Origin of the sequence: Bradyrhizobium sp. SBR1B (assembly GCF_014198205.1) — a bacterium.
Taxonomy (GTDB): Bacteria; Pseudomonadota; Alphaproteobacteria; order Rhizobiales; family Xanthobacteraceae; genus Bradyrhizobium.
The window spans coordinates 161,161-177,851 of sequence record NZ_JACIHC010000010.1; the positions used below are offsets into that span (position 1 = coordinate 161,161).

The window sequence follows — 16,691 nt, forward strand, 5'->3', positions numbered from 1 at the left end:
GGGTTTCTTTGCAGGTGCCGACGCTATTTGCCGCGTTTAACAGCCGTTTCACTGATCTAGCGCCGGTAAAGACGGTGACGGCAGGCGTTTGGGAGATTGTGAACGTAACTGTCAACTGGCGCCTCGATCGACTCTCCGCTTGAAACCGGCATTTGCATGAGGACAGTTCACTCAATGAAGCGCGCAATTCGTTTGATCTGCTGATCGTATTTCTTATCGTCGGAAGCATGAGGGCGACCGCAATGCACGACGGCGCCGGCACTGGGAGGAATTCATGTCTGCGCACCAGACCGCAACAACAGCCGTAAATGATCGACGTCCCGACGCGGCCGCTCACTCGGTGAGAGCTGACGAGAATGGAGTCCTTGCGAACCTCAAACCGGAAGTCTTCTTTCGCTACTTCGAAGAGATCAGCCGCATTCCCCGCGGGTCATATAACGAGAAGCAGGTCAGCGACTACATCGCCAGCTTCGCGCGGGATCGTGGCCTCGAGTGCTATCAGGACGACATTTACAATATTCTGGTCAAGAAGCCAGGAACAATCGGCTACGAGAACGCCTCGCCAGTCATCTTCCACGGTCACACCGACATCGTATGCGAGAGCGATGAGGGCGTGGAGCACGATTTCGCGAAACAGGGCATCAAGCTGCGGATCGATGGCGACTTCATTCACGGCACGGGTACGACCCTCGGCGCAGACAACACGGTAGGTGTTGCGCTTGCGTTATCCGTACTCGACTCCACGGACATTCCACATCCGCCGCTCGAGGTCGTGCTTACCGTCCAGGAAGAGGTTGGAAAGGGAGGCGCTCAACACTTCGACGCATCCCGTCTCACTGGAAGGCGGTTAATCGATTTCAATTGGCACGATCCCAAGAGTCTCTTCGCCGGCTGCGCGGGCGATATCTCGGCGCGCTTTCGGATCCCGGCCGAATGGCAGAAGGCGCCGGCTGGTTTGACGGCGGTGCGATTGTTCGTAAAGGGACTGAGCAGCGGCCACTCGGAGTTCGACATTCATCTGGAGCGTGCAAACGCGATCGTCCTTCTGGCTCGGGTCGTCGGTGCGCTTCTTGACGACCTGCCGGTCCGCCTCGCATCGGTCAAAGGAGGCGTCAACCGGTACGTTATTCCGGGAGACGCCGAAGCACTCCTGCTTCTGCATCAGGCAGATGTGGATCGTGCGAGCGAGATCGTCCGGAACGTCGCCGCAGATATCAAGAAGGAGTTCTTCGTCAGCGACCCGAAGCTCGAGGTCGGTCTGGAGCCGAGCGACGGTCTCGTGGAGCGCGTCCTTTCGGATGTTACCGCCAATTCGGTTGTCCAGGCGATCACGCTGACGCCCAACGGCGTCCAAAGCATGAGCCTCACAATCGCGAATCTGGTGGAGAGTTCGAACACCATTGCGCTGTTGTCGACAAGCGACGAGGAAGTCGAGATCCTCTCGACCATTCCGAGCGCGATCAGCTCGCGGCGCTACGCCATCCTCAAACGGATCGAGCGGCTGGCCCAGCTAATGGGGCGCGGTACAAAGGTTACTACTTTTGCCGATTGCCCAGAGTGGCCCTACAACAAGGACTCGAAGCTCTTGGCGGTCGCCGCCCGCGCGTTTGAAGATACGCTCAAGGCCAAACCTCACGTTGAAGTATCTCACTCGAGCCTCGAGTTAGGTCTTTTCAACAAGAAGATTCCGGGAATCGACATGATCTCGATCGGACCGGAAGCGTTCGACGTGCACACGACCCGAGAACGTCTCAATCACACCACCGTCGAGCCTATCTGGCGGCTTCTCAAGGAAATACTCCGCAATCTCAGAGATTAGCGCGACGTCGCGCGTCTCAGCGGACTGATCGTTGGCAGAGCTCCCATGGCGATTGGAGCCCCTGGACGAGGCTGCTCGCACATGCGGGCAGCAGATGTTGCACCAGAAACAAGCAATTGGAGGGGAAACATGAAGCGATCTTTTTGTAATTCATTGGCGGCTGGGTTGCTCGCGGCCGTCGTCATGCCCGGTGTGGCTTTCGCCGCCGACTACGGGGCGGTTTTTCCAGGAATCCTCATGGACAAGGTCATTCCGCCGACCGGCAAAGAGGCAAAACCACAGGTGAAGACCAACCGTCCCCTGAAGGTCGGCTTCCTGCCGACGGCAATGGATACGTACTATCAGCGTGTGCTGGCTGGAGTTAAGGAGGAGATCGATCGAGCCGGGGGACCTTCTACGATCCAACTGCTCGTGCAAGCGCCGAAGAGCCAATCCGCGACGGACGATCAGGTCCGCGCGATGGAGGCCTGGATCAACGAACGCGTCGACGCGATAGCGGTCGCGCTCTACAACGAAGGCGCTTTGGAGCCGCTGATCCGGCGTGCGACCGAAGCGGGAATCCCGGTGTTCCTGTTCAACTCACCTGTCGCCGACGACCCCTATTACGTCAGCGATATCGGATACGACCAGAGCGACGGCGGTCGCGCTCAGGCGCAGTGGATTGTCGATAACTACAAGGACAAGGGGGAGGTCAAGATTGCCGTCTTGGAGGGCTTGCCCGGTCCGCACACTGCGCAGCGCATGAAGGGCTTCAATGAAGTCCTCTCGAAGTACCCGAACCTGAAGATCGTGGCCAAGCAGCCGGCCGGTTGGGTGCGCGCGCAAGGTCTCACCGTGACCGAGAACATGCTCACCGCGCATCCCGATGTGGATATTCTCGTTGCGCTCTACGATGAAATGGCCCTGGGAGGCCTGCAGGCCTTGAAGGCGAGGAAGCTGAACGGGAAGATTGCGATCGTAGGCTACGAGAACATGAAGGAAGCCAACGACGCGATCAAGGTCGGCGATTTCGCAGCCACCGTCGATACCGGCGCCAAGGAGGAAGGCCGCAACATCATCCGCGCGGTCGAGCAATTCGTCATGAAGGGCGAAAGCGTTCCGAAGAAGATCTTCGTCGCCCCGAAGACCTACGACGCCAAGAACATCGGCACGTTCGATCCGGCTGACTACATCTACGTCGCAAAGAACTCGAAGTAGATGATCGCGAGGGGGCCGCGCCGTTGTGGTGTGGCTCCCTCTGTTTGAATGTGGGGGCGGCATCATGAGCCAGTCGGAACACGCGCTCAAGATCACGGGCGTCGGCAAGAGGTTCGGAGCGACCAACGCGCTGTCGGGCATTTCGATGAATCTGGCCAAGGGTGAGGTGCTGGGGCTGGTCGGTGAAAACGGGGCCGGAAAATCGACCCTGATGAAGATCCTGTCCGGAGCCCATACGCGTGACGAAGGCGACATCGAGATCGAAGGCGTTCGCGTGGACATCCGCGAGCCCGCGGACGCGCAGCGCGCGGGTATAGGCATTATCTATCAGGAACTCAGTCTGTTCCCTGACCTGGATGCGGTTGAAAACATTTTCATTGGCCGGGAGATGTCGGTCGGAAAATATCCAAACATGACGGTGCCGCTTCGAAAGAAGGCCATGCGGGATTGCGCTGCTCGAATCCTGAACGACGTGCTTGGCGTCGAGATTGATCTGGATTGTCCGGTTGGTTCACTTGCCCTTGCTCAACGGCAAATCATCGAAATCGCCAGGACGTTGAACTCGAATGCAAGTATCCTGATCATGGACGAGCCGACCGAGGCTCTCGAAAAAGCCGAGCGAGAACAGCTCGTCAGGATCATCAACGATCTCAAGCAATCGGGGAAATCCGTCATATATGTGTCTCACAAGCTTGATGAGGTTCTGAAGATCTGCGACCGCGTGGTCGTATTGCGGGATGGGGCATGCGTCGCGGACTTGCCGGCGTCATCGCTCGACGTGAACAAGGTGATCAGCTTGATGATCGGCGGCTCGCTGGCGAAGCAGTTTCCGACCAAGTCAAGCCCACGCGCTGATCCCGTCCTCAAGGTCGAAGGGATATCCCGACGCGGAGCGTTCGAAAACGTCAGTTTCGAACTGCGCGAAGGGGAGATTCTGGGTCTCGCGGGACTCGAAGGATCGGGAAAGAGCCGCCTTCTAAGGGCGCTGTTCGGCGATGGTGCGGCGGAGTCCGGTAGAATCGTGCTGAAGGGTCGTTCGACTTCGATCAGTTCTATATCGGACGGGATGAACAACCGCATTGCGTTTCTTCCCGCCGAGCGCAAGACGGAGGGCATCTTCGCTGAACATAGCGTCGGCTGGAATTTGACCGCCTCTAGCCTGTCCAAGTTTGGCAGCGTTCGCCTGGATCGACGAGCTGAACGAATTGAATGCACGAACTATATCCGGAGGATGGGAGTCAAGTCGGAAGGACCTCAGCAGTCGATCGGACGGCTGAGCGGCGGCAACCAGCAGAAAGTGCTGTTAGCGAGATGGCTGCTGACCGAGCCGGACGTATTGCTTCTCGAAGAGCCGACGCGCGGGATCGATATCAGGGCGAAGGCCGATGTCTACCAACTGATCGCCAGCAGCGCGCAAGCGGGCAAAGGGATCATCCTCGTCTCATCGGACAGCACCGAGCTGCTGGGGTTGTGCCATCGGATATTGGTCATGTTTGAAGGCGAGGTGGTCGGAATATTGGACGCGGCTTCCGCGAGCGAAGAAGCCATCGCCTCGCTTTCGATTCAGCGGACCTGAGATAATAATGGAGAATGGAATGTCGACTCAGGCCTTGGATCCAAAGACCCCGGTATCGAAGTTCAGGTTGTCGGGGGGCGCGAGCGGAATCGTGATCGCGTTGATCGTGCTCATTGTGGCACTTGGAGTCGCCTCGCCGCGCTTTCTGAGCGTCGGAAACCTCACAGACATCACGCGCCAGGCTGTCTTCGTCGCCATTATCGCGTTCGGAGCCACCCTCGTTATTGCCATGCGAGGCATTGATCTCTCGGTTGGGTCAACGCTTGCATTCACCGGCCTGATTGCAGCCGACCTGATGAACCGCGGGTTCAATCCATACCTCAGCGTCGGCGCTAGTCTGGCCGTCGGAACTCTGATCGGGATTGTGAACGGCGTACTGGTTGCAAAGGTCAAGATTGCTGACTTCATCGTTACGATGGCTATGATGGTCGTCACGCGTGGCCTGATCATGGTCTACACGGAGGGCATTCCGCTCACTGGCTTGTCGAATCCTTCCTTTCAGGTCTTCGGTCAGGGATTTGTTGGGTTTGTGCCGATGCCGGTGTTGGTGACCATACTGACGTTTGCTGCGGTCTACTTCCTGCTTTATCAAACGCGCTTTGGCCGTTACACGCTGTCAATCGGGAGCAATCCGGAAGCGGCGCGGTTGGTCGGAATAAGGATCGACCGCATTAAGATTGCGGTGTACGCGCTGACGGGATTTCTGGCTGCGTTGTCCGGCGTTCTCCTAACATCCCGCCTCGAAGCAGCTATGCCGGAGGCCGGCGAGGGATATGAACTGGATGTCATCGCGGCGGTAGTCATGGGCGGGACAAGCCTCGCCGGAGGTAGGGCGTCCTTGTTGGGAACTGCTGCCGGCGCGGTCCTCATGGCCGTTGTACGCAACGGCCTCAATATTCTCAACGTCAACACGTTTTGGCATCAAGTCGTGATCGGCGCGATCATTCTGTTGGCCGTGTGCGCCGACAAGTTTGGTGGCCGCTCGCGGGATACCTGAGTGCGGGAGGCAGCTGTGGGTTTTGGCCTTGGTCCAATCGAGAACAGCTTGCGATACCCCGTCGTAGGCGTCGAACCGCTCGATCGTCGGTTCACGTACAAGATCGGAAACGCGCCTATCGAGCGTCTTGCGACGGGCTTTGGATGGGTCGAAGGGCCCGTCTACTTCGGGGATAACGGCAGTCTTCTTTTCAGCGATATTCCGAACAATCGGATTTATCGCTGGCTTGAGGCGGATGGACATCTTGGAATATTCCGATCTCCCTCGAACTATGCCAATGGCCATACCCGTGACCAAAGGGGACGCCTTGTCAGCTGCGAGCACCTTCGACGCGTGACCCGCACTGAGCTGGACGGTCGTATCACCGTGCTGGCGGATCGCTATGAAGGCAAACGTCTTAGTTCGCCCAACGACGTGATTGTGGCCTCCGACAGTGCCGTGTGGTTTACCGACCCCGGCTACGGCATCGACAGCGACTATGAGGGTATCAAGCAGGAAGCCGAGCTTCCTCGGGCAGTCTACCGACTGGATTGCACCGGATCCCTCCAGGTGGTTGCGGATGATTTCGTGCGGCCCAACGGCCTCGCCCTATCTCCGGACGAATCGCGTCTCTATGTCGTCGATAGCGGAATAACGGATGGCGGCCCTTCCCATATTCGTGTCTTCGACGTGGTTGATGGGCGTTTGCGGAACGGCGCTGTGTTTGCCGATGATTTCGCTCCGGGGTTCACTGACGGCTTGCGTATCGACGTTGATGGAAACGTCTGGTGCAGCATGGGGTGGGCGGACCCCGCTGAAGATGGCGTGCGGTGCTACTCCGCGGAGGGCGCCTTGATCGGAAAGATTCATCTCCCGGAGACCTGTGCGAACGTTTGTTTTGGCGGGCGTCGCAAGAACCGGCTGTTCATGGCGGCGAGCACCTCGATTTACGCCGTGTGTCTCAACACGACGGGGATTTGACGAGCGCCGGAAGCGACTGGATGAGACGAGGAGAGTTGAAGTGCTTGCTGGAAAGATTGCTATCGTCACAGGGGCCAGTAAAGGAATGGGCGAGATCCACGCCCGCGAGTTTGCGGCGCAACATGCGGCAGTGGTCCTCACCGATGTCGACGCAGTGAATGGTCGTCGTGTTGCCGATGAAATATCGGCGTCCGGCGGTAAGGCAATATTCGTCGATCACGACGTCGTCGATGAGGGGTCGTGGAGCAACGTCGTTGTTGAGGCGGAGCGCGCCTTCGGGTGTGTCAACGTACTGGTCAATAATGCGGGAATATTCATCCGCGAGGCGATTGAGAAGCTTTCCGTTGCGGACTTCCGAAAGCTGTACGAGGTGAACGTCACCGGTGCTTTCCTCGGGTGCAAGCTGGTCGCCCCCAGCATGAAGCGGGCGGGCGGAGGTTCGATCATCAACGTGTCATCAGTGTCCGGCATCGTCGCGAACATGCCAGGCATGTCCGGTTACTCCGCAACGAAAGGGGCTATTCGTATGCTCACCAAGGCCGCGGCCGTCGACCTGTGGCAGCACGGCATCAGAGTGAACTCCATACACCCGGGCACGATCAGGACGCCCCTCAATGAGGATTACTTCTCAGACCCGGAGAAGACGCGGCTCATCCTGGGAAGCACGCTTATGGCAAGACCTGGAGAGTGCTCGGAAGTGTCGGCGGCGCTCATATTCTTGGCGTCCGACGGATCGAGCTACATGACGGGCTCCGAATTGGTGGTTGATGGCGGTATGACTGCGGTCTGATCTCAGCGTTGAAGGCCTGCCGGACCATCAACCGCACCCAGAACGCAGGCAAACTCGAGAGAGAAGTAGGTTAAGGCTCAAAATGCCTTTCAATCGCAGGGGTCACCAGGCCTGATCGACAGGAGTGACAATGACCTCGTTGATTGCGACGCTTGGCGGCTGGTTCAGCGCGAAAGCCACTGCTTCGGCCACAGCCTCCGGCTTGATTGCCTGCCTGGAGAGATCGATGGCGACGTCCTTCGCTCTGCCATCGTGTACCTTGTACGGCCAGCCCGTATCGATCACGCCGGGGCTTACCATTCCAACCTGGATGCCGTGAGAGGCACCGACCTCTTTGCGCAGGCTCTCTGTCATTCCTTGGATGAAGAACTTGGTCGCGGCATAGACTCCGCCTGCTTCACCGGCACGATGGCCTGCGACGGAATCGATGTTGAGGATGCGACCCGCCTTGCGTTCGAGCATGGAAGGAAGGACGGCGGCGATGCCGTGCAGATACCCGCGCAGGTTGACATCGATCATCCTGTCCCAGTCCGCGATCGCACGCTCTTCCCAGTACGAGAAAAGCATCAGGCCGGCGTTGTTCACCAGAACGTCCACGGGGCCGTAGGTGCTCTCCGCCAGCGCGACGAGCGATTCGAAGTCTTCTAGATGGGTAACATCAGTCACCTTGTAGACGGCCTTGCCGCCCGCAGAGTCGATATCGGCCACCAACTTCTTGAGGCCGCCCTCGTCGATGTCACCGAGCACCATGCGCGCGCCCGCTCCGGCCAGACGCCGGCTGGACGCGGCACCGATTCCGGATGCGGCGCCTGATATGACGGTAACGGCATTCTCCAGATACTTCATGGTAATGTCTCCGTTGTTGGCAGCTTGCCTGGGCCGGCCCCAGAGCGGCTCGCGATCAATTCCAGTCGGGAACGAGGTCGGACGGCGAGATCAGCCGTCCATCGGCGATTGCATGTTCGTCAACTCTGGTCATGGCTTTAGTGCAGGTTGATGGGGTCCGGACGACCGCGGTCAGGCGCGTAGCGTGCTCATCTCGATGACGCAGCGGTACTAAACGTGCTTGCTGACAACACGCTTGCCGCCGCCACTAGGAGCAGTGGCGAGCCGGCCACCAATCCGATCCATAGGCACTGATGAGATGACCGGCTTCCGGGAAGCTGACGTCGACCGAGCGCGCGAAGTGTCCAGCAGGAGTCCGGTCGCAGCGAACTCGCCGGTGAACAACCTGCGCAGGTGCAGAATGAATTGCGCCCGTGGCCATACCCTTCGGTGATGGGCTGGGGCGACCCAGCTCGGGGCGCCGCAATGGATGCTCTGTTTACCAACACCACCGTGCTCAGTCCTTCAGGCCCGAGCCGGGCTCGGCGCCGCCTGCGTGCGCCGCGACCTTGAGCGTGTCGGGAAGGATATTGTTGACGACGTGACCGATGAACTTGCTGCCGGGCTTCCCGGACACGATGCGGTCTTTGCCCGCTTTCATCGCTTCATAGCCTTCATGCGCTACCTTGGTCGGCGCGGCCTTCACACCGAGGCCCAGCTCGGTCGTGTCCATGCCGGCGCGATGCCAGAAGGGGGTATCGACCTCACCCGGCAGAAGCAGGGTGAAAGTGACGCCGCTGTCCTTGTTCTCCTCCTTCACGGACTCTACGAAGGAGATCAGGAACGCCTTGGTGCCACCATATACTGCCTCATAAGGCGTCGGCATCGTGCCCGAGATCGAGGCGGTATAGAGTAGCTTGCCCTCTCCGCGCTTCACCATGTCGGGCAGAAGGCGCTTGCTGAGGTGGACTTGCGAGGTCACGTTGAGCTGGATCATCTTGATCTCGGCCGTGAGATCGGTCTGGCCTACGAAATTGCCGCCGACATCGACGCCAGCATTGAGCGCCGCGGCGGCCAAGGGACGACCGGTCTGCTTCACCGCATCGGCGAGCTTCTCGACGCCACCGTAGTCGGTGAGGTCGGCTTCGACGATGATTGCCTCAACACCGGTCGCGCGGACAGCATCCGCGGTACGGTCCAGGTCACCGTTGGTGCCGGTCGCAGTGATGATGACGTCGTGGCCGTCCGCCGCGAACAGGCGCGCCAGCTCATAGCCGATGCCGCTGGATGCGCCGGTGACGAGCGCAAGCGGGCGAATGTCGGGGTTCGTCATGCGATTTCTCCTTTGAGGTTCAGTTGCAACCGAGCGCGTCGGCTGCCTCGGTCAGGCTTTCGGCAATCACGTCCCAATCTTCCTTAGCATCGAGATCGGTGGTCTGATTGGAGCCGTGCTCGTGAGGACGGCGCACGAAGACGGTGCGGAGCCCTGCAGCGCGAGCAGCTTTCAAATCATCATTGTGCGCGGCGACCATTCCGACCTGGTCTGGACGCAGACCAACCGCGTCCGCCGAGCGCAGGTAGGTCTGCGGCATCGGCTTGTAGCTCTTCGTGACCTCGGCCCCGGTGATGACGTCCCATGGGAGGCCACCGTACCGCGCCAGGTTGAGCATCCCCGCGATATGGCCGTTCGACAACGGGCCGAGCGCGAAGCGGCGCTTGAGGCGGGTCAGCCCCTCCAACGAGTCCGGCCAGGGATCCAGCCGCTCCCATGCCTTGTTGAGGTCAACGAGCTCCGCATCAGAAATCCGGCCGAAATCCGCGTCGTGCCGACTCAGCACCGTTTCGAGGTTCTCGCGATTGAGAATCTCAAGCTTGACCCAGGGGCGCTCGCCGGCCCGCACCTTCTGCATGGAGGGCTGGTAGAGGGCACGCCATTCATCAGCGAAGACGAGTGGGTCCACCTCGATGCCGTGCCTGGCAAGGAACGGCTCGGACGCCCGTGCAACGCCCGTACGCCAGTCGACGACGGTGCCGAAGACGTCGAAGCCGAGAAAGCCGACAGTGGAGAAGTCCATGGGCATCACTGGCTCCTCAGCCGCGGTCGGCACTGCGGCTGGCCGCCTCTCGGGCGGCCACATCCTTGCGGACCATATCGAACTTCTCGAGCGTGCCGTCGTAACCGAAATTGCCGAGCGGCAGGCGCAGCGGCGGATGATCGTCATGCGGGACCTCGATCGGGCGGCCTTGGCGGGGTCGCCGGGCTCCTGGCCGACGTTCTCGCGGAAGGTGCGACGCTGCTTGCCGGCGGTTTGGTCATAATCGGCGATCGCGTCAGCGTCCGGCACCTCGGCCGCCGAATTGCCCGCCCAGTCGGTCGCGAATGGACCGGGCTCGACGATCACAACCTTGATGCCGAGCGGTTCGATCTCCTGCGCCAGCGCTTCGGAAAGGCCTTCTACCGCGAATTTCGAGGCGTTGTACCAGCCGACGGCGGGAAAGGACCGGATGCCACCGACCGAGGAGGTGTTGAGGATCAGGCCGGACCGCTGCTCGCGTAGGTGCGGCAGCCACGCCTTTGTCACCGCGGCGAGGCCGAAGACGTTGACCTCCATGAGGCGACGGACGCGTGCGTCGTCACTCTCCTCTACCGCGGCGAAATAGCCGATGCCGGCATTGTTGAAGAGAATATCAATGTTACCGAAGCGCTCGCGCGCGATCTCGATGCTGCGCAAGATCTCATCCCGCTTGGTGACGTCGAGCTGGGCGACCGCGACGCGTTCGGGATCGATCGCAACCACATCGTCGAGCGCGTCGAGGGAACGAGCGGTTGCGACGATGCGGTCACCGCGGCGAAGCGCCTCTAACGCCACTTCATAACCAAAGCCGCGTGACGCGCCGGTAATGAACCATGCCTTCATGAGATGCTCCTCAAAACGCTGGGGGAAGCCGTCTCAGACGTAGGAGACGGAGTAGCGGAGGTGGACGATGCCATTGCGCCGCATTTCGTTCGCGCTGATCGAGAGGCGAACATGGTCGGCAAGCCCATCGGGACCGGCCTCGAACAAGGTCCGACCGCCACTGCGCCCGCCGATCGCAGGGAAGAGAAGCAGGCTTATCTCGTCGACGAGCCCCGCCTTGAAAAACGTCCCATTGGTGTGGCTGCCGCCTTCCAGGAGCAAGCGCCTGATCCCGAAGCGATCGGCGAGGATATCGAGGACCGCGGCAAGGTCGATCGTCTCGTCTTCGGCGACGATGTAGGAGATGCCGTCGGCGGCGAGCTCCGCCAGATGCGCGTCCGGTACATCGCGGCTGAGAACCATGATGATCGGCGCGCCGTACGTCTCAGGCCCCGTCCAGTGGAGCTTGCCATCCTGATCGATCAGGATGGCGTAATCATCGGCACCGGCACGGCCGACGTGGACCGGCCTTGCGACTTGGCTATGATCGCTCGGTGGATGGGGCTCGCCATCCGCGAACTCTTCACCGACCGCGCGCCCGGCGATCCAGGCATTACATTCGAGCTCGTCGTGCACCCGGTCATATTCGGCAACCAGATCGTCCGACGAGCGGCCCGTCGACGGGCTCCACTGATCGACGACGAGTTGACCGTCGAGCGGGCTCATCATGTGGCAGATGACGTGAGGCTTCATGTTTCGTCTCCTGAGAAGGGGCAGCACCGCGCATCAGCAGCACCGAGATTGTCATGATCCCTAACCCGCCCGCCGCCAGCGCGGCACCGACGAGGCCGGTCGACGCCCAGCCGTAACCGGCTGCGATCGCGAGCCCGCCCGTCCAAGCGCCGATCGCGTTGGACAGCTTGAAGGCTGAATGGTTCATAGCAGCGGCCAACGACTGCGCGTGGCGGGCAACGTCCATAAGCCGCGCCTGAAGCGCAGGCACGAGCGCGAAGCCGATGCCGATCATGAAGAGCGACGCGCCGGCCAGGATAGGGTTGAGCGCAGCGAGAAAGAAGAGCGCGAGGAACACGATGTTCCAGACGATGATGCCGAAAATCGACGGGATCAGCGCCCGGTCCGCGAGCCAGCCGCCGGCGATGTTGCCGACGATCATGCCCAGGCCCCACAGCGCGAGGAACAGCGGCACCCCGCCCTCCGCTACACCAGTTTCCTGAACAAGGGTCGGCGTGATGTAGCTATAGACGGCGAACATGCCGCCGAAGCCGATCGTCGCAACTGCGAGCGTCAACCATATTTCCGGGCGGGTGAAGGCGGACAACTCGCGCCGCGGACTTGCGTCCTCGTCCGCTTCGATCACGGGAATAAGGATGCGCAGCATGATGAAGAGCAAGCCGCCGCCAACGGCGACTAGTCCGAGAGCCGGCCGCCAGCCAAAGCTCTGGCCAAGCCACGTCGTCAGCGGCACGCCGATGAGGTTGGCAGCGGCAAGCCCTATCATGACGCGGCCGATTGCCTGCGCACGCTTGGAGGGCGGCATCATGGCTGCCGCGACGATCGAAGCCGTCCCGTAATAGGCGCCATGCGGCAGCCCCGCGACGAAGCGCGCAGCCGCCATGCCGAGAAAGCCCGGAGCGACCGCCGAGGCGAGATTGCCCACCAGTCCGATCGCGGCGAGCAGCAGCAGTAGGTTGCGCTTTTCCATGCGCGACGTCGCGATGGCGAGGGCTGGCGCGCCGATAACGACGCCGAGTGCATAGGCGCTGATGAAATTACCTGCTTGCGGAATGGAGACGCCGGCAGACTGCGCCATGCCAGGCAGGAGCCCCATGGCGGCGAACTCGCCAGTTCCGATAAAGAGGCCGCCGAGACCGAGCGTGATCTGAGCGAGCGCCAGTCCCTGCGGGGCCGCAACAACCTTGTCATGTGTCATGGTCCTTGTCTTTCTCATGCTACTACCCAGATCACAGACCAAGCATGTCCCGGGTTTGCACGACTGAAGCCACCTCGCGTCCCATGGCGCGTGACAGGTTGGCGATGAACTGGATGACGGCGCCGTTATCCGGGCAGCCGAGTTCCGGCCAGCCATAATCGCCGAGGCCGGCCGAGACGTGGCCGCCGCGCTCGATTGCGAGCGCGGCCTGACTGGTCACGTTGCCGATCTTGTTCGAGACGGACCATTCGAGCGGTCCGTCGGGGAGGAAGCGGAGATGCGCCTCCAGCCCGGCGATCGTGCCAGGGTGGCCGCCCAGAATGCCGCTATCCGTCAACTCGAAGAGGAACCATGTAGGCCTGTCGACGAGGCCGATCTCACGAAGTGCCTCGAACATACGGGTGAAGGGGACAGCCCAACTTACGAACTGCGGTTTGACGCCAAGCGTGCGCAGCCGTTCGGCGAAGAAGCGCAAGGTCGCGGTGCGGTTCACATACGTCCGGTCGCCGGAGCGGAACTCGCCGTCCTTGAAGCGGTCGATGTTGGTGCTGCCGGTATCGATCGGCGCGATATCGGGACGTGTGGCGGGATCGCCCGCCAGCGCCTCGATAGGCTTGATCCGATCGTCATTCTCCCTGCCCGCAGTGATCTGACCGAGCGTGGGATAGACCAGCACATCGCACCGCTCGCGGATGGCGCGGATCGCCGCTGCATAGGTTTCGGCACGGTGGTCGGGTGAGCCATCGTCGTGACGTGCGTGGAAATGGACGATGCTGGCGCCCGCCTCGCAAGCACGCGCCGAAGCTTCGCCGATCTCCATTGGCGAGAACGGGATGTGCCTGTTCTCGCTGCGCGGCGTGTACTCGTTGATCCGAGCCTCGATGATGAGCGGTTTGCGGGCCATCGCTGGGGGCCTACTTCTTGTCGGTCCAGCGATGCTGCGGCTGATAGCCGAGCACTCGCTTGGCCTTCTCGTTGGAGATGACCACCTCGTTGTCGCTGAACGCCTTGCGACGCTCGATATTCGGAAAGTGCTTGTCGAGCAGCTCGGTGGACGGCGTCCGCATCACCGTCTCATCGTTGGTGATGAAAAACTCGTCCTTGCCGCGGACATCATGTTCGATCGCCAGAGCAACCGCCTGAGCTACGTCGCGATTGTCGACGTAGGTCCAGAAATTCCAGAGACGCTTGGCGGAGTCGTCCTGCCACTCCTCAAACCCCTCATACTCCTCGGGGTTCATGACATTGGAGAGGCGAAGGCACGTGATGCGCATCTCGGGATCGTTGAGACAGAACTGGCGTGCCATCTCTTCACCGAGCACTTTTGTCAGCGAATAGACGTTGTAGCCTCGCATTGGATAGGCTTCGTCGACGGGGACATAGGGAGCGTTAGTCTTGTCGTATGGTATGCCGGTGGCGACCTCGCTCGCGCTCCAGATGACGTTCTTGATGCCGAGACGGCGCGCGGACTCGAACACGTTATAGGTCGCCATCATGTTGATGCGCAGCTCTTCGGCATCCGGCTTCATGCGCGGGTGGGGCATGCTGGCCAGATGCACGATCGCGTCGAATGCCTTGGGCTCCGCGCGAGCATAAGTGTCGGCGCCGATCGACGACAGAGCGTCGAGCGCTTGGCCGAAGTCGGTGAGGTCGGCGACAATCGCGGATTCCTTCGGATCGGGTGGCGCGATGTCGTCGATCAGGAAAACCTCATAGCCCTTGCCCCGCAGATAGGGAATGAGGACCGTGCCGATCTTACCGAGTGCGCCGGTGACGGCGACACGCTTGCCGTTAGCCATTGTTTATCTCCAGGTATGCTCGGGCGGGAATGTCGTTCCCGCGTCCACAACCCGTTAGAATGGCATCGGATGCGAGAATTGCGCTCAACACGCTGTGCGATCTAACTCACACAACTGCATGGCCACGTGGCGCTCTGATTCGTGAGGGCGTCCCATCACAAGGTAGATGACGGGAGGTTTCATGGCCCCCTCAGTGACGCCGGTTTGATAGACGAGGCCAGTTGCTTCTGTTCCCGGCGATCTCTGGCCGGATGGCAAAAGACTCTCTTCGGCCGGTAGTCGAGAAGGACTTGCCGACAGGCTGTCTATTATATCGATGAAACAGCACAAGCTCGGTGCCGTACATCTTATACAGTGTCCGTTGCGCTCGCGGGATCGCCTATGTGGCGCGTCCATCGACGCGAAAAGGTAATTGTGGTTTAGTGATTGTGCTTTCTCGATCATTGGACTGTTGAGCATCGCTGCACAATGGGTCGAACCGCCAGGTTTTTGACCTAGATTCGCGTCGCAAATGGCGAGATTTGTCTGCCGCCCTGGAAATTATGCGACATCCGGCTCCAGGTCGACACGACTTGGCAATTCAAGCTCGATGAAATTTGCATAAAGCAAGCTAGTACAACGAGCCGCGAGCGATTGACGATGTCGGGTCGCGCGCATTAATGTATGCAATAAGGGACGCAAAGAACCTGTGATGCATTTGGGCGCAATGCCCGTTCTTGGGAGGGAACAAAATGTCTAGCCTGATAAAAAACCTTAGCGCTGCGATAGCTGCTTCTGTCGCAATCATGGTCTTGGCCATAGGCCCGGCGACGGCCGCGGATGTTGCTGCGGCATTGAAAGATATCGAGGAGCATCCGGCATCCGGTCCCCACGGGGAAAAGCCCGTTCTCGCCAGCGACCTGGGGCTCACGCCGGAGGAGATCGCAAAGATCAAGTCGATGAACGCGACTACGGCTATCGTCATGCACTACACAGCCTCCGATTGGGCGAAGGCGCAGATGGCGGGCCAAAAGGATGCTCTCGACATGCTCGGAATCAAGATCATCGCGGTCACGGACGCGGGATACAAAGCCGAGCAACAGGTCTCCGACATTGAGACGGTCATGGCCCGTAAACCGAACGTGATGATTAGCGTTCCTGCTGAGCAAAACGGCACGGCCGCCGCGTACAAGCGTGCCGCGGCTTCCGGTATAAAGATCGTGTTTCTCGATCAGACTGGCGCCGGAATGTCGCCCGGGACGGAGTATGTGAGCCTCGTGTCTTCCGACAATAGAGGTATGGGCAAGGCTGCGGCGCTGCTTATGGCGCAGGCCCTGAACGGAAAAGGCAATATTGGGTTGATTCCGCACGCTTCCGACCTGTTTGCGACCGTCGAGCGCGTCATGGGATTCAAGGAGGCGATCAAAGCCTACCCTGACATCAAGATCGTGGCCGAGCAGGGCGTCGGTGGCCCTGACTTTTCCGGTGAGTCTGAGCGTATCGCCTCTGGCATGCTGACTGCCCATCCTGAACTGAATGGGATTTGGGCTGTCTGGGATGTGCCGACCGAAGGTGTGCTCGCTGCGGCGCGCACCAGCGGACGCGGGCCAAAGGATCTCGTGATCACGACGTGCGATCTTGGTGTGAACATCGCTATCGATATGGCGAAGAATGGTTACGTGAAGGGTACGGGATCGCAGCGGCCGTACGGCGCAGGCTATGCGGAAGGCATTTTGGCGGGCTATGCCCTGATCGGCAAAGCAGCGCCGCCCTATGTCGTGCTTCCCGCACTGGCGGTGACCAAGCAGAACTTGATTGCCGGCTGGCCAATGTCCAATGGGACGCCGCCGCCTCAGGTGGTGACCGACGCCTTGAAGTAGGACTAGGGGGCGGGAGTTTGT

The 16,691-nt window shown here is 60.4% G+C and carries 14 protein-coding genes; 7 read left to right on the forward strand and 7 right to left on the reverse strand.

Annotated elements, in window-relative coordinates; translation table 11 throughout:
- Positions 1-274: 274 nt before the first annotated feature.
- The 6 genes from GGD61_RS24380 to GGD61_RS24405 all read left to right on the forward strand — a co-directional run bounded on the left by GGD61_RS24380 (position 275) and on the right by GGD61_RS24405 (position 7,339).
- Positions 275-1,819, forward strand: coding sequence for an aminoacyl-histidine dipeptidase (locus tag GGD61_RS24380; RefSeq protein WP_183231313.1), 1,545 nt, complete (start codon positions 275-277; stop codon positions 1,817-1,819).
- 81 nt (positions 1,820-1,900) lie between these two features.
- Positions 1,901-3,016: a sugar ABC transporter substrate-binding protein gene (locus GGD61_RS24385; RefSeq protein WP_246786004.1), complete on the forward strand. Its 1,116-nt coding sequence runs from the start codon at positions 1,901-1,903 to the stop codon at positions 3,014-3,016.
- A 64-nt stretch (positions 3,017-3,080) separates the two neighbouring features.
- Entirely contained in the window at positions 3,081-4,592 is a 1,512-nt protein-coding gene (locus GGD61_RS24390) for a sugar ABC transporter ATP-binding protein (RefSeq protein WP_183231314.1), read from the forward strand.
- Positions 4,593-4,611: 19 nt separating this feature from the next.
- Positions 4,612-5,589, forward strand: coding sequence for an ABC transporter permease (locus GGD61_RS24395; RefSeq protein ID WP_183231315.1), 978 nt, complete (start codon positions 4,612-4,614; stop codon positions 5,587-5,589).
- Between the two features lie 15 nt (positions 5,590-5,604).
- On the forward strand, positions 5,605-6,549 hold the full coding sequence (locus GGD61_RS24400) for an SMP-30/gluconolactonase/LRE family protein (RefSeq protein WP_312012727.1): 945 nt from the start codon (positions 5,605-5,607) through the stop codon (positions 6,547-6,549).
- Between the two features lie 40 nt (positions 6,550-6,589).
- Positions 6,590-7,339: an SDR family NAD(P)-dependent oxidoreductase gene (locus tag GGD61_RS24405; RefSeq protein ID WP_210311166.1), complete on the forward strand. Its 750-nt coding sequence runs from the start codon at positions 6,590-6,592 to the stop codon at positions 7,337-7,339.
- Between the two features lie 102 nt (positions 7,340-7,441).
- On the opposite strand, the gene GGD61_RS24410 is transcribed toward GGD61_RS24405, so the two are convergent.
- From GGD61_RS24410 to GGD61_RS24445, 7 genes are all read right to left on the reverse strand, one after another.
- The gene (locus GGD61_RS24410) at positions 7,442-8,185 is read right to left on the reverse strand and encodes an SDR family oxidoreductase (RefSeq protein WP_183231316.1); all 744 of its coding nucleotides are present in this window, start codon (positions 8,183-8,185) and stop codon (positions 7,442-7,444) included.
- A gap of 496 nt (positions 8,186-8,681) precedes the next feature.
- Positions 8,682-9,497, reverse strand: a complete 816-nt coding sequence (locus tag GGD61_RS24415) for an SDR family oxidoreductase (RefSeq protein ID WP_183231317.1) — start codon at positions 9,495-9,497, stop codon at positions 8,682-8,684.
- A gap of 19 nt (positions 9,498-9,516) precedes the next feature.
- A complete protein-coding gene (locus GGD61_RS40235) occupies positions 9,517-11,082 on the reverse strand; it encodes a haloacid dehalogenase type II (protein WP_210311167.1) in 1,566 nt (521 codons plus the stop codon).
- A 33-nt stretch (positions 11,083-11,115) separates the two neighbouring features.
- Positions 11,116-11,814, reverse strand: a complete 699-nt coding sequence (locus tag GGD61_RS24430) for a dihydrofolate reductase family protein (RefSeq protein WP_183231319.1) — start codon at positions 11,812-11,814, stop codon at positions 11,116-11,118.
- A complete protein-coding gene (locus GGD61_RS24435) occupies positions 11,702-13,012 on the reverse strand; it encodes an MFS transporter (RefSeq protein ID WP_183231380.1) in 1,311 nt (436 codons plus the stop codon). The genes GGD61_RS24430 and GGD61_RS24435 overlap by 113 nt, the downstream gene beginning before the upstream one ends.
- Before the next feature lie 31 nt (positions 13,013-13,043).
- A complete protein-coding gene (locus GGD61_RS24440; RefSeq protein WP_183231320.1) occupies positions 13,044-13,916 on the reverse strand; it encodes a 3-keto-5-aminohexanoate cleavage protein in 873 nt (290 codons plus the stop codon).
- 10 nt (positions 13,917-13,926) lie between these two features.
- Entirely contained in the window at positions 13,927-14,811 is an 885-nt protein-coding gene (locus GGD61_RS24445) for an NAD(P)-dependent oxidoreductase (protein ID WP_183231321.1), read from the reverse strand.
- A 731-nt stretch (positions 14,812-15,542) separates the two neighbouring features.
- Between GGD61_RS24445 and GGD61_RS24450 the strand changes: the two genes are divergently transcribed.
- Positions 15,543-16,670, forward strand: coding sequence for a substrate-binding domain-containing protein (locus GGD61_RS24450; protein ID WP_183231322.1), 1,128 nt, complete (start codon positions 15,543-15,545; stop codon positions 16,668-16,670).
- The last annotated feature ends 21 nt before the right edge of the window (positions 16,671-16,691 follow it).

What these genes read in the sequence shown, in the direction of transcription:
- GGD61_RS24380 (WP_183231313.1), top strand. Translation starts at nt 275, where the DNA reads ATGTCTGCGCACCAGACCGCAACAACAGCCGTAAATGATCGACGTCCC.
- GGD61_RS24385 (WP_246786004.1), top strand. Translation starts at nt 1,901, where the DNA reads ATGCGGGCAGCAGATGTTGCACCAGAAACAAGCAATTGGAGGGGAAAC.
- GGD61_RS24390 (WP_183231314.1), top strand. Translation starts at nt 3,081, where the DNA reads ATGAGCCAGTCGGAACACGCGCTCAAGATCACGGGCGTCGGCAAGAGG.
- GGD61_RS24395 (WP_183231315.1), top strand. Translation starts at nt 4,612, where the DNA reads ATGTCGACTCAGGCCTTGGATCCAAAGACCCCGGTATCGAAGTTCAGG.
- GGD61_RS24410 (WP_183231316.1), bottom strand. Translation starts at nt 8,185, where the DNA reads ATGAAGTATCTGGAGAATGCCGTTACCGTCATATCAGGCGCCGCATCC.
- GGD61_RS24415 (WP_183231317.1), bottom strand. Translation starts at nt 9,497, where the DNA reads ATGACGAACCCCGACATTCGCCCGCTTGCGCTCGTCACCGGCGCATCC.
- GGD61_RS40235 (WP_210311167.1), bottom strand. Translation starts at nt 11,082, where the DNA reads ATGAAGGCATGGTTCATTACCGGCGCGTCACGCGGCTTTGGTTATGAA.
- GGD61_RS24430 (WP_183231319.1), bottom strand. Translation starts at nt 11,814, where the DNA reads ATGAAGCCTCACGTCATCTGCCACATGATGAGCCCGCTCGACGGTCAA.
- GGD61_RS24435 (WP_183231380.1), bottom strand. Translation starts at nt 13,012, where the DNA reads ATGACACATGACAAGGTTGTTGCGGCCCCGCAGGGACTGGCGCTCGCT.
- GGD61_RS24440 (WP_183231320.1), bottom strand. Translation starts at nt 13,916, where the DNA reads ATGGCCCGCAAACCGCTCATCATCGAGGCTCGGATCAACGAGTACACG.
- GGD61_RS24445 (WP_183231321.1), bottom strand. Translation starts at nt 14,811, where the DNA reads ATGGCTAACGGCAAGCGTGTCGCCGTCACCGGCGCACTCGGTAAGATC.
- GGD61_RS24450 (WP_183231322.1), top strand. Translation starts at nt 15,543, where the DNA reads ATGTCTAGCCTGATAAAAAACCTTAGCGCTGCGATAGCTGCTTCTGTC.